This window comes from Spirillospora sp. NPDC046719, from assembly GCF_040645715.1.
In the GTDB taxonomy this organism is placed as follows: domain Bacteria; phylum Actinomycetota; class Actinomycetes; order Streptosporangiales; family Streptosporangiaceae; genus Spirillospora.
In genome coordinates this window covers 1-12,459 of sequence record NZ_JBEYYT010000286.1, presented here as the reverse complement: position 1 = coordinate 12,459, position 12,459 = coordinate 1, and the positions used below count along the sequence as shown (strand labels likewise).

General features: G+C 73.2%; 10 protein-coding genes. 2 read left to right on the top strand and 8 right to left on the bottom strand.

Translation table 11 applies throughout. From position 1 onward, the window contains the following. The 5 genes from carB to pyrR form a co-directional block, all read right to left on the bottom strand. On the bottom strand, window positions 1-3,293 hold a 3,293-nt coding region (gene carB / locus ABZ914_RS34910; RefSeq protein ID WP_500198495.1), incomplete at its 3' end, for a carbamoyl-phosphate synthase large subunit. Continuing rightward, the gene (gene carA / locus ABZ914_RS34905) at window positions 3,293-4,411 is read right to left on the bottom strand and encodes a glutamine-hydrolyzing carbamoyl-phosphate synthase small subunit (RefSeq protein ID WP_500198493.1); all 1,119 of its coding nucleotides are present in this window, start codon (window positions 4,409-4,411) and stop codon (window positions 3,293-3,295) included. The genes carA and carB, both read right to left, overlap by 1 nt. After that, the gene (locus ABZ914_RS34900) at window positions 4,408-5,694 is read right to left on the bottom strand and encodes a dihydroorotase (RefSeq protein ID WP_500198492.1); all 1,287 of its coding nucleotides are present in this window, start codon (window positions 5,692-5,694) and stop codon (window positions 4,408-4,410) included. Before ABZ914_RS34900 ends, carA begins: the two co-directional genes overlap by 4 nt. Continuing rightward, window positions 5,691-6,632 (bottom strand): aspartate carbamoyltransferase catalytic subunit, encoded by a 942-nt coding sequence (locus ABZ914_RS34895; protein WP_190861828.1) that lies wholly within the window; start codon window positions 6,630-6,632, stop codon window positions 5,691-5,693. Before ABZ914_RS34895 ends, ABZ914_RS34900 begins: the two co-directional genes overlap by 4 nt. Next, window positions 6,629-7,249: a bifunctional pyr operon transcriptional regulator/uracil phosphoribosyltransferase PyrR gene (gene pyrR, locus ABZ914_RS34890; protein WP_190861908.1), complete on the bottom strand. Its 621-nt coding sequence runs from the start codon at window positions 7,247-7,249 to the stop codon at window positions 6,629-6,631. Before pyrR ends, ABZ914_RS34895 begins: the two co-directional genes overlap by 4 nt. Window positions 7,250-7,652: 403 nt before the next feature. On the opposite strand from pyrR, the gene bldD reads away from it, so the two are divergent. Next, window positions 7,653-8,147: a transcriptional regulator BldD gene (gene bldD, locus ABZ914_RS34885; protein ID WP_030145002.1), complete on the top strand. Its 495-nt coding sequence runs from the start codon at window positions 7,653-7,655 to the stop codon at window positions 8,145-8,147. 248 nt (window positions 8,148-8,395) lie between these two features. On the opposite strand, the gene ABZ914_RS34880 is transcribed toward bldD, so the two are convergent. After that, window positions 8,396-9,808 carry an MFS transporter gene (locus tag ABZ914_RS34880; RefSeq protein WP_500198491.1) on the bottom strand — a complete coding sequence of 471 codons (1,413 nt, stop codon included), beginning with the start codon at window positions 9,806-9,808 and terminating at the stop codon, window positions 8,396-8,398. Between the two features lie 78 nt (window positions 9,809-9,886). Continuing rightward, entirely contained in the window at window positions 9,887-11,083 is a 1,197-nt protein-coding gene (locus tag ABZ914_RS34875; protein ID WP_500198490.1) for a CoA transferase, read from the bottom strand. A 103-nt stretch (window positions 11,084-11,186) separates the two neighbouring features. Between ABZ914_RS34875 and ABZ914_RS34870 the strand changes: the two genes are divergently transcribed. Then, window positions 11,187-11,891, top strand: a complete 705-nt coding sequence (locus ABZ914_RS34870; protein WP_500198488.1) for a GntR family transcriptional regulator — start codon at window positions 11,187-11,189, stop codon at window positions 11,889-11,891. A 297-nt stretch (window positions 11,892-12,188) separates the two neighbouring features. On the opposite strand, the gene ABZ914_RS34865 is transcribed toward ABZ914_RS34870, so the two are convergent. Beyond that, on the bottom strand, window positions 12,189-12,459 hold a 271-nt coding region (locus ABZ914_RS34865; RefSeq protein ID WP_500198486.1), incomplete at its 5' end, for an SAV_6107 family HEPN domain-containing protein.

The following is a 12,459-nucleotide window of genomic DNA, read 5'->3' as shown; positions in this document are numbered from 1 at the left end:
GCGTGCTCCTGGAGGGAGCGGACGCCGACCTGGCCGCCCGCGACGGCCTCGATGCCCTGGACGGCGGCGGCGAGCCCTTGGACGGTCGTCACGCACGGTACGCCCCGCAGCACGGCCGCGGTGCGGATCTCGTACCCGTCGAGCCGCGGCCCCGACTGGCCGGGGCTTCCGAAGGGAGTATTGACGATGAGGTCGACCTCGCCGTCCAGGACGCGCCGCACGATGGTGGGCTCGCCGGCCGGGCCCGTGCCTTCGCTGTGCTTGCGCACGATCTTGGCACGCACGCCGTTGCGGCGCAGGACCTCCGCGGTCCCTTCCGTGGCAAGAATCTCAAAGCCCAGGTCAGCGAGCCGCTTGACCGGGAAGATCATGTGCCGTTTGTCGCGGTTGGCGACCGACACGAACGCGCGGCCCTTGGTGGGCAGCGAGCCGTAGGCGGCCTGCTGCGACTTGGCGAACGCGGTGCCGAACACCTCGTCGATGCCCATGACCTCGCCGGTGGAGCGCATCTCGGGGCCGAGGACGGTGTCGACGCCCTGCCCGCGCTCGTTGCGGAACCGGTCGAAGGGCAGCACGGCCTCCTTCACCGCGATCGGCGCGTCCAGCGGCAGGGAGCCGCCGTCGCCGGACTCCGGCAGCAGCCCCTCGGCGCGCAGCTCGGCGATCGTGGCGCCCATCATGACCCGGGCGGCGGCCTTGGCGAGCTGCACCGCGGTCGCCTTGGACACGAACGGGACGGTCCGGGACGCGCGCGGGTTGGCCTCCAGGACGTACAGGACGCCCGCAGCCAGCGCGTACTGGACGTTCATCAGCCCGCGGACCCCGACGCCCTTGGCGAGCGCCTCGGTGGACTCGCGGATGCGGCGGATGTCGTCGTGGCCGAGGGTGATGGGCGGCAGGGCGCACGCCGAGTCGCCGGAGTGGATGCCGGCCTCCTCGATGTGCTCCATGACGCCGCCGAGGTACAGCTCCTCGCCGTCGTAGAGGGCGTCGACGTCGATCTCGATGGCCTCGTCCAGGAACCGGTCGACGAGCACCGGGTGCTCGGGGCTGGCCTCGGTGGCCCGCGCCATGTACGACTCCAGCGTGGTGTCGTCGTACACGATCTCCATGCCGCGCCCGCCGAGCACGTAGGACGGGCGGACGAGCACGGGGTAGCCGATCTCGTCGGCGATCTCGCGGGCCTCCTCGTAGGAGGTGGCGGTGCCGTGCTTGGGCGCGAGCAGCCCGGCCCGGTGCAGGACGCGGCCGAACGCGCCGCGCTCCTCGGCGAGGTGGATGCTCTCGGGGGACGTCCCGACGATCGGCACGCCGGCGTCCTTGAGCTTCTGCGCCAGGCCGAGCGGGGTCTGCCCGCCGAGCTGGACGATGACGCCCGCGACCTCGCCGGACTGCTGCTCGGCGTACACCACCTCCAGGACGTCCTCCAGGGTGAGCGGCTCGAAGTAGAGCCGGTCGGAGGTGTCGTAGTCGGTGGAGACGGTCTCGGGGTTGCAGTTGACCATCACGGTCTCGTAGCCGGCCTCGGCCAGCGCGAACGAGGCGTGGACGCACGAGTAGTCGAACTCGACGCCCTGGCCGATCCGGTTGGGGCCGCTGCCGAGGATGATCACCTTGGGCTTCGCGCCCGGCGGGACCTCGGTCTCCTCGTCGTAGGCGGAGTACAGGTACGGGGTCTGCGCGGCGAACTCGGCGGCGCAGGTGTCGACGGTCAGGTACACGGGGCGGACGCCGAGCGCGTGCCGCAACTCCCGGACGACCTCCTCCGACAGGCCCCGCAGCTCGCCGATCTGCGCGTCGGAGAACCCGTGCCGCTTGGCGCGCAGGAGCTTGTCCCTGGTGAGCGCGTCGTCGGCGGTGCGGATCTCCTCGGCGATCTCGTTGATCGCGGCGATCTGGTCGAGGAACCAGGGGTCGATCCCGGTCGCCTCGTAGACCTCCTGGACGCTCGCGCCGGCCCACAGCGCCCGCTGGACGTCGCGGAGGCGCCCGTCGTGCGGCCGCCGCGCCGACTCCAGGAGCGCGGCGTCGTCGGCGGCGCCGGCCCAGCTGAACGACGAGCCCTTGCGCTCCAGGGACCGCAGCGCCTTCTGCAGCGCCTCGGTGAAGCAGCGGCCGATCGCCATGGCCTCGCCGACCGACTTCATGTGGGTGGTGAGGGTCGGGTCGGCGCCGGGGAACTTCTCGAACGCGAACCGCGGCACCTTGACCACGACGTAGTCGAGGGTCGGCTCGAACGACGCGGGCGTCTCGCGGGTGATGTCGTTCGGGATCTCGTCGAGGGTGTAGCCGATGGCCAGCTTCGCGGCGATCTTGGCGATCGGGAAGCCGGTGGCCTTGGAGGCGAGGGCCGACGACCGCGACACCCGCGGGTTCATCTCGATGACGATCATCCGGCCGGTGCCGGGGTGCACGGCGAACTGGATGTTGCAGCCGCCGGTGTCGACGCCGACCTCGCGGATCACCGCGATCGCGACGTCGCGCATGTTCTGGTACTCGCGGTCGGTCAGCGTCATGGCGGGCGCGACGGTGATCGAGTCGCCGGTGTGCACGCCCATCGGGTCGAGGTTCTCGATGGAGCAGACGATGACCACGTTGTCGGCGCGGTCCCGCATGACCTCCAGCTCGTACTCCTTCCAGCCGAGGATCGACTCCTCCAGGAGCACCTCGCTGGTCGGGGACGCGTCGAGGCCGGCGCCGGCGATGCGGCGCAGCTCGTCCTCGTCGTGGGCGAAGCCGGAGCCGCGGCCGCCCATGGTGAACGACGGCCGGACGACGAGCGGGTAGCCGAGCTCGCCGGCCGCCGCGATGATCTCGTCCATGGTGTGGCAGATCACCGACCGGGCGGACTCGGCGTTCAGGCCCTGCTCGCGCGCGACCTTGGCGACGATCTCCTTGAACTTCTCCCGGTTCTCGCCGGCCTGGATCGCGTCGACGTCGGCGCCGATCAGCTCGACCCCGTACTGGGCGAGGACGCCGCTCTCGTAGAGCGCGATGGCGGTGTTGAGGGCCGTCTGGCCGCCCAGGGTGGGCAGCAGCGCGTCCGGCCGCTCCTTGGCGATGATCTTCTCGACGACCTCGGGGGTGATCGGCTCGACGTAGGTGGCGTCGGCGAACTCCGGGTCGGTCATGATCGTGGCGGGGTTGCTGTTGACCAGCGTCACCCGCAGGCCCTCGGCCTTCAGCACCCGGCACGCCTGGGTGCCGGAGTAGTCGAACTCGCACGCCTGGCCGATGACGATCGGCCCCGAGCCGATGACCAGGACGGACTTCAGGTCTTCGCGGCGCGGCATTACTTCGACGCCTCCATCAGGTCGCAGAAACGGTCGAAGAGCCCGGACGCGTCGTGCGGGCCCGCCGCGGCCTCCGGGTGGTACTGGACGGAGAACGCCGGGCGGTCCAGCAGGCGCAGCCCCTCGACGCAGCCGTCGTTGAGGTTCACGTGGCTGACCTCGGCGCGCCCGTAGGGCGTGTCGAACGGGCCGTCGGTGGGCGCGTCCACGGCGAACCCGTGGTTGTGCGCCGACACGTCGACCTTGCCGGTGGTCCGGTCCTGGACGGGCTGGTTGATGCCCCGGTGCCCGAACCGCAGCTTGTAGGTGCCGAGGCCGAGCGCGCGGCCGAAGATCTGGTTGCCGAAGCAGATGCCGAAGAACGGCTTGCCGGCGTCCAGGACGCCGCGCAGCGCGTCGACGGCGTAGCCGGCGGCGGCGGGGTCGCCGGGGCCGTTGGAGAAGAACACCCCGTCGGGGTTCAGCGCGAGGATCTCCTCGGCGGTGCTGCCCGCGGGCAGCACGTGCACCTCGCAGCCCCGCTCGGACATCCGGTAGGGGGTCATCGCCTTGATGCCGAGGTCGACGGCGGCGACGGTGAAGCGCTTGCCGCCCCGCGCCGCGACGACGTAGGGCTCGGCGGCCGAGACGTCCCGGGCGAGGTCGGCGCCCTCCATCGACGGGCTCCGCCGGACGCGCTCCAGCAGCGCGTCCTCGCCGGGGGCGAGGGCGTCCGGGCCGCTGAAGACGCCGGCGCGCATCGCGCCCCGGTCGCGCAGGTGCCGCGTCAGCGCGCGGGTGCCGGGGATCGCGATGCCCACGATCCCCTGCTCGCGCAGCAGCGACCCGAGCGAGCCGGTCGCGCGCCAGTTGGAGGCCACGCGCGCGGGCTCGCGCACCACGTAGCCGGCGACCTGGATGCGCGCGGACTCCGGGTCCTCGGCGTTGACGCCGGTGTTGCCGATGTGGGGGGAGGTCATCGCGACGATCTGGCGTGCGTAGGAGGGGTCGGTGAGCGTCTCCTGGTAGCCGGTCATGCCGGTGTTGAAGACCATCTCGCCGAAGGTCTCGCCCGTGGCGCCGTAGGCGGTCCCGTGGAAGACCCTGCCGTCTTCCAGAACGAGCAGTGCAGGGGTCACTGAAGCTTCCCTTCCAGGACGGTCGGCTCGCCGCGCAGGAACGTCGCGACGACCCGGCCGGGCAGTTCCAGCCCCGCGAACGGGGTGTTGCGGCTCTTGGAGGTCATCGCCGACGGGTCCACGGCGCGGCGCGGCGACGGGTCGTACAGCGTGATGTTGGCGGGCGACCCCGCCTCCAGCGGACGGCCCTGTCCGGAAAGGCGGCCGATCTTCGCGGGGCGGTACGACATCCGGTCGGCGACCCCGGCCCAGTCCAGCAGGCCGGTCTCGACCATCGCCTCCTGGACGACCGGCAGCGCGGTCTCCAGCCCGATCATGCCCATCGCGGCGACCGCCCACTCGGTCTCCTTCGCCTCGACCGGGTGGGGGGCGTGGTCGGTGGCGACGCAGTCGATGGTGCCGTCGGCGAGCGCGTGCCGCAGCGCGGTGACGTCGTCGGCGGTGCGCAGCGGCGGGTTGACCTTGAAGATCGGGTCGTAGGTGCCGGCCTTGGCGTCGTTCAGCAGCAGGTGGTGCGGGGTGACCTCGGCGGTGACCGGGCAGCCCTTGCTCTTCGCCCACCGGATGATCTCCACCGAGCCGGCGGTGGAGACGTGGCAGACGTGCAGCCGCGACCCGACGTGCTGGGCGAGCAGCACGTCCCGGGCGATGATCGCCTCCTCGGCGACGGCGGGCCAGCCGCGCAGCCCGAGCGCGGCCGACATCTCGCCCTCGTTCATCTGCGCGCCCTCGGTGAGCCGGGGCTCCTGCGCGTGCTGCGCGACGACGCCGTCGAACGCCTTCACGTACTCCAGCGCCCGCCGCATGATCACCGCGTCGGACACGCAGTGCCCGTCGTCGGAGAACACCCGGACCGCGGCGGCGGAGTCGGCCATCGCGCCGAGCTCGGCGAGCTGCTCGCCGGCGATCCCGCGCGTCACCGCCCCGACGGGCTGGACGTCGCAGTACCCGGCCTCGCGGCCGAGCCGCCACACCTGCTCGACGACGCCGGCGGTGTCGGCGACCGGGTCGGTGTTGGCCATCGCGTGGACGGCGGTGTAGCCGCCCATCGCGGCCGCCTTCGTGCCGGACTCGACGGTCTCGGCGTCCTCGCGGCCGGGCTCGCGCAGGTGGGTGTGCAGGTCGACCAGGCCGGGCAGCGCGACGAGGCCCGCCGCGTCGACGACCTGGGCGCCGGGCTCGTCGAGGCCGGTCCCGATCTCGGCGATGACGCCGTCGCGGACGAGGATGTCGGCCGGCTCGCCGCCGAGGACGCGGGCGCCCTTGATGATGTACGCGCTCACTGGGAGACCTCCTGGCCGATGGCGGGCTCGGAGCCCCCGAGCAGCAGGTAGAGGACCGCCATGCGGGCGCTGACGCCGTTGGCGACCTGCTCGACGATCGTGGAACGGACGGAGTCGGCGACCTCGGCGGCGATCTCGACGCCGCGGTTCATCGGGCCGGGGTGCATGACGATGGCGTGGTCGGGGAGCGCCGCCATGCGCTCGGCGTCGAGGCCGTAGCGGCGGCTGTACTCGCGCACCGTCGGGAAGTAGGCGGCGTTCATCCGCTCCTGCTGGACGCGCAGCATCATGATGACGTCGCTCTTGGGGAGCACGCCGTCCAGGTCGTAGGAGACCGAGCAGGGCCAGGTGTCGATCGCGACCGGCAGCAGCGTCGGCGGCGCGACGACGGTGACGTCGGCGCCCAGGGTGTTGAGCAGCAGCACGTTGGATCGTGCCACCCGGCTGTGCAGGACGTCGCCGACGATCGTGACGCGGCGGCCCTCCAGGTCGCCGAGCCGCTTGCGCATCGTGAACGCGTCCAGCAGCGCCTGCGTCGGGTGCTCGTGGGTGCCGTCGCCGGCGTTGACGACGCTGCCCTGCACCCAGCCGGCGAGCCGGTGCGGGGCGCCGGACGCGCCGTGCCGGATGACGACGCCGTCGGCGCCCATCGCCTCCAGGGTGAGCGCGGTGTCCTTCAGGCTCTCGCCCTTGGACACGCTGGACCCCTTCGCGGAGAAGTTGATCACGTCGGCGGACAGCCGCTTGGCGGCCGCCTCGAACGAGATCCGGGTGCGGGTGGAGTCCTCGAAGAACAGGTTGACGACCGTCCGGCCGCGCAGCGTCGGCAGCTTCTTGACGGCGCGGCTCGCGATCTGGGCGAGCTCCTCGGCCGTGTCCAGCACCAGCAGCGCGTCGTCGCGGGTGAGGTCGGCCGCCGAGATCAGATGGCGTTTCACTTGGCTCCCTCCGCGGGGACGGGCGCCCCGGCCGCGGGGCCGAGCAGGACGGCGTCGCGGCCGTCGTTCTCGGCCAGCAGCACCCGGACGTTCTCGCGCATCGAGGTGGGCAGGTTCTTGCCCACGTAGTCGGCGCGGATGGGCAGTTCGCGGTGCCCGCGGTCCACCAGGACGGCGAGCTGCACGGCACGCGGCCGCCCGAGGTCGTTGAGCGCGTCGAGCGCGGCGCGGACCGTCCGGCCGGAGAACAGCACGTCGTCGACCAGCACGACGACGCGGTCGTCGACCCCGTCGGACGGCAGCTCGGTGCGGCCGAGCGCGCGGGCGGGGCGCATGCGCAGGTCGTCGCGGTACATGGTGACGTCGAGGGAGCCCCACGGCACCGGCCGGCCCTCGACGTCGCGCAGCAGCCCGGCGAGCCGCTCGGCGAGCGTCACGCCGCGCGTCTGGATGCCGAGGAGCAGGACGTCGTGCCCGCCCTTGGTGCGTTCGAGGATCTCGTGCGCGATCCGGGTCAGCGCCCGCCTGATGTCGGGACCCTCCAGAACGGCCTTGGGCCCGGGGTCCGTGTCCGCGCGCGCCCCCGCAGGCCGTTCCGGCCTGGAGGCAGCATTCACCACCGAAACCTCCTTTCCCGCCTCACGGGACGGGTCTTAAAGGACGTCTTGTCCCGGACACGGTAGCAGCCGGGCGCGGCTGCTCCGCACCCGGCCCTCTCGCGTCTTCCCTGGTGAGAGGGGTCACACTCGACCCGTCCTGGAGGCCGTCCGGCGGTCCCCGGCGGGCCCGCGCCGCCCTGTCCGCAGGGGGTCGCGGGGATCCGGAGCGACCGGATCGAGACCTGCGGATTCGACCGCTTTTTTCCAATCAGCTTGACCTAGGGCTCTCACCGTTTTACCGTCACTGTCCGTAACCATCCCTGGGGACAGGGTCTTGGGCCCCAATGGCTCCGGGAATCTGTCTCCCCCCGGCGTCCGCCGGGGTCCAACGACGACGAACGTGAGCCTGGGGGGCCGCAGAATGCCGTCTGAATACGCAAAGGCTCTCGGCGCGCGCCTGCGCGCCATCCGCACCCAGCAGGGGCTGTCGCTGCACGGTGTGGAAGAGAAGTCCCGCGGCCGCTGGAAGGCCGTCGTCGTGGGTTCGTACGAGCGGGGCGACCGCGCCGTCACCGTTCAGAAGCTGGCCGAGCTCGCCGATTTCTACGGCGTGCCGGTTTCCGAGTTGCTGCCCGGCGGAGCCGCGCCGAGCCCGCTCGGGCCCACGCCCAAGCTCGTCATCGACCTTGAGCGGCTGCAGCAGCTTCCGAAGGACAAGGCCGGTCCTCTCGCCCGTTACGCCGCGACGATCCAGAGCCAGCGGGGCGACTACAACGGAAAGGTCCTGTCCATCCGCCAGGAAGACCTGCGCTCCCTGGCGGTCATCTATGACAAGTCCCCGACAGAGCTGACCGAAGAGCTCATCACCTGGGGCGTGCTCGACCCGGAGGCGCGCCGCGCCGTCGAGTCGTTCTGATCGACCGCACCACCTGATCGACCGCACCACCTGTTCGACGCACCACCGTGACGGGGCCCGGCTCACCGCCGGGTCCCGTTCCGTTTCGCCCGCGCGCCCGGCCGGGCGGCGGCGAACTCCATTGCGTTTCCGCCCGGATTCCTTCGCGGGCGGGAATTTCCCGGGAAAAGCGCGGAGGTCTCTTCCGCACGCGCCGGTTCCCCGGGGCCCGCGGGCCGCATCCATCACTCTGCGTCCACGCCGCCGCATCACGACACGGGAGCGGTCCGGCATTCCTGCCCGCGGGACGCGACCCCGCCGCGCGAGCGGCGGCCCCGGCGCGGGACGAGCAGCGCGAGCGGGAGCACGGCGACCATGACGGCGGCGCTGACCGCGAACCCCGCCGAGAAGCCGCGCTCGCCGGGCAGGCCCGCCACGATCACGGCGCTGACCTGCGTGCCGAGGGACGCGCCGACGGTGCGGATGAGGGTGTTGATGCCGGTGGCGACGCCCGTCTCCCCCGCCGGGACCGCCGCGACGACGAGGTTCGCGACGGCGGCGTAGGCGAACCCGAGGCCGATGCCGCGGCCGAGCCCGCCGACGTAGAGCTGCCACATCGCCGCGTGCTCGACCACGACGAAGGCGTAGCCGGCGGCCGTCAGCACGGCCCCGCCGAGCAGGACCAGCCGGGACCCGATCCGGCGGTCGAGGAGCCCGGCGGTCATCCCCGCCGCCGTCATCCCGATGCTGGCCGGCAGCTGCAGCAGGGCCGCCTGGGTGGCCGTCCCGCCGAAGCCGTAGCCGGTGCTCGCGGGCAGCTGGACGAGCAGCGGGAACAGCAGCCCGCCCGCCATCAGCGCGTACCCGGACAGCAGGGACGCGGCGTTCGCCGTCCAGACCCCGCGGACCCGCATCAGCCGCAGGTCGACCAGGGGCTCGGCGACGCGGGCCTCGACCCGCAGCCACGCCGCCGCCAGCACCGCGGCGAGGCCGAGCAGGCCGAGGACGCCGGGGGACGTCCAGCCCCAGTCCATCCCCTCGGTCAGCGCGGTCAGCGCCGCGACCAGCCAGCCGGCGAACAGCGCGGCGCCCCACCAGTCGACCCGGGCGGCCTCCCGGGGCTCGGATGCTGGAACGATCCACCAGGCGAGCAGGACGCCCGGCACGAGCCCGGCCACCGGCACCCACAGCAGCCAGCGCCAGCCCAGCAGGTCGATGATCGGCCCGGCCAGGCACCACGACACCGCGCCGCCGAGGCCCAGCATGGACGACATCAGGCCGACCGCCGACGCGGTCCGGGCGGGCGGGAAGACGTCCCGGATGATCGTGTAGGCGAGCGGGAACACGCCGCCGCCGATCCCGCTGAGCATCCGGCCGAACAGCATCAGCGGGAGCGACCCCGCCGCCGCCGCGACGACCATGCCGACGGTCGCGATGATCAGCACCGCGAGCAGCACCCGGCGCGGCCCGTACAGGTCGCCGAGCCGGCCGACCACGGGCGTCGCCACGGCCGCCGACAGCGTCATCGACGTGATCGCCCACGCGGCGCCGGCCGCGGTGGTGTGCAGGCCCTCCTGGATCAGCGCGAGCGCGGGCGTCACGACCGCCATCGACAGCGAGTACGCCATCACGCCGAGGAACGCCAGCAGCGGCACCAGCCCTCGTCCGCCCCGCGCCGCCACGATGCCCTCCCTTACTTCGCCGCCCTAACGATCGCACAACCACCCGAAAGGACCGCAAAGCAGGTCATCCGAACGCGGTCACCGGGGTTCGCCGGCGATGCCGCGAGCGCGCAGGGACTCCACCTCCTCGCCGGGGACGCCCAGGACGTCGCGGAGGATCTCGCCGGTGTGCCGCCCCAGCTCCGGGGCGGGCGCCGGGGCGGGGACGCCGTCGCCCAGCCGCAGCGGGGAGGCGGGGGCCAGGTGGCGGCCGATGCCCGGCTGGTCGATCTCGCCCATGATCGGCTCGTCGTGCAGGCCGGCGGCGACCTCGGCGAGGTCGCGGTAGCGGGAGCACAGCACGGAGGTGCCCTTCAGGCCGTCCTCGACCTCGGCGCACGTCCGGGACGCGAACCAGGGCGCGAGGACGCCGCCGAGCGCGTCCCGGTAGGTGTAGCGGTCGCCCGCGGTGCGGAAGTCGGCGCCGAGCGCGCGCTCCAGCGCGTCCGCGACCTCGGTGAGACCGGTGGCGGCGACCAGGTCGCGCCAGTGGCGGGCGGTGAGGACGGCGACCATGACGCGCCCGTCGGCGGTGGCGAAGTCGCGGCCGAAGTCGCCGAACAGGTGGTTGCCGAGCCGCGGCCGGACCTGCCCGAGCTGCGCCTCGGCGAGCATTCCGAGGTTGCCGGCGGTGGCGAGGGCGACGTCGGACAGCGCGACCCGCAGCCGCGTCCCCTCGCCGGTGCGCAGCCGGTGCCGCTCGGCGGCCAGCAGCCCGATCGCGAGGTACAGCCCGCACGCGACGTCCCAGGCGGGCAGCACGTGGTTGGACGGCTCGGCGCTCCCCGACGGCCCGGTGAGCGACGGGAGGCCGACCGCGGCGTTCACCGTGTAGTCCACGGCGTTGCCGCCCTCACGCGTCCCGAGCAGTTGCACATGGATCAGGTCGGGCCGCAGCTCGCGCAGCGCCTCGTACGTGAGGCCGTCGCGCGGCGGCGCGTTGGTCAGCACCACGCCGGCCTCGGCGGCCAGCCGTGCCACGAGCGTGCGCCCCTCCGCGGACCGCAGGTCGGCCGTGAGCGACCGCTTGCCCTTGTTCAGGCCGGCCCAGTACAGGCTGCGGCCGGACGGGGCGAGCGGCCACCGGTCGATGTCGGGGCCGCCGCCGATCTGGTCGACCCGGATCACGTCGGCGCCGAGCTGGGCGAGGGTCATCCCGCCGAGCGGCGAGGCGACGAAGCTGGACAGCTCGATCACCCGCAGCCCCGCGAGCGGCGGCGTCACGTCACTCTGCATTCTATAGAGTATGCATGAGCGCCTTCCGGGTCCCCCGCTCGGCCGGCCGCCGCCGGTATGCTCGGCTCGTTCCGGACACGCGGCGAGCGGGGGTGCGCAGGTCATGTCCGCCGGCCCGGCACCGGCCGCGGGACGCCTCCCCGCGATGCGCGGCAGGCACCAGCTCAGCGAGATGGTCGCCGCGCACGTCCGCGAGGCCATCATGATCGGCGCCCTGCGGGCGCCCGGCTACCTCCGCACCGAGCACCTCGCCGCCGAGCTCGGCATCAGCGCGACCCCGGTGCGGGAGGCGCTGATGATCCTGCACAGCGAGGGCGCGGTCCGCTGGGAGCCGCGCCGCGGCTTCCGGGTGCTGCCGCTCACCGAGCGGGACGTCGGCGACCTGTTCGAGGTGCAGGCGCACATCGCGGGCGAGCTGGCCGCCCGCGCCGCCACCGCGCTGGAGAGCGCGGAGATCGAGCGGCTCGAGCAGGTCCAGGCCCGGCTGGAGGCCGCCGCCCGCGACCGGGACGCCGAGCTCGTCGACCGCCTCAACCACGAGATCCACCGGACGATCAACCGGTCCTCCGGCTCGTCGCGGATGACGACGCTGCTGGCGCTGACCGTGCACTACGTCCCGCTGGGCTTCTTCGGCCGGATCGAGGGCTGGGCGGAGGCGTCCGCGCACGACCACTCCGCCGTCTTCGACGCCCTGCGCGCCCGCGACGCGGAGGCCGCCCGCGCGGCGATGGCCGGGCACATCCGCCACATAGGCCGCCTGTTGATCGACCACCTCCGCGCCGAGGGCGTCCTGGCGGACGCCCCTTGAGACGGGACCGCGCCGGCGCCGGTCGGCTCGGGGGGATTCGCGACCGGCACCGGCGCGGCCGGCTGGGGCGAGTTCGTCGAGGGGCGTACGGCTTCGTCTGGGGGCGTACGGCGCCCAGCCGTCTCCCCGACCACGCGCCGACCCGAACCGTCGCGATCGCGTGCGAAGCCAAGTTCGAGCTTGCGAGAACTTGATCGCGCAGCGAGCCCCCAGGGCGAGTCGAAGCGATGCTGCGATCGCACGCATTGCCCGCCGAAGGGAAGGCGCTCTAGCGCCTGACCGCCAAGGGCAATGCAATCAATACAGCGTCGGCTGGCTGGTGACGCCGAGGGTGTCCTCGACGAGGGTGACGAAGACCTCGGCGTCGTGGAGGAGCTCCTCGGCCTCGCGCGGGGTGACGGCGCGCGGGAGGCCGGCTTCGGCGGCGGCGCGCTTGTCGGCGCCGGCGGCGAAGAACGCGGCCCATTCGCGCAGTGCGGGCTCGGCCTCGGGCAGCAGTACCCAGACGCTGCGCGGCCGCCCGCGGCGGTGGGTCTCCAGGGGCTCCTTGGACGCCAGCACCGCCGCG

Bases quoted from the DNA above. Each gene is read 5' to 3' on its own strand.
- ABZ914_RS34870 (WP_500198488.1), top strand. From the start codon at position 11,187: ATGTCCGCCGGCCCGGCACCGGCCGCGGGACGCCTCCCCGCGATGCGC.
- ABZ914_RS34875 (WP_500198490.1), bottom strand. From the start codon at position 11,083: ATGCAGAGTGACGTGACGCCGCCGCTCGCGGGGCTGCGGGTGATCGAG.
- bldD (WP_030145002.1), top strand. From the start codon at position 7,653: ATGCCGTCTGAATACGCAAAGGCTCTCGGCGCGCGCCTGCGCGCCATC.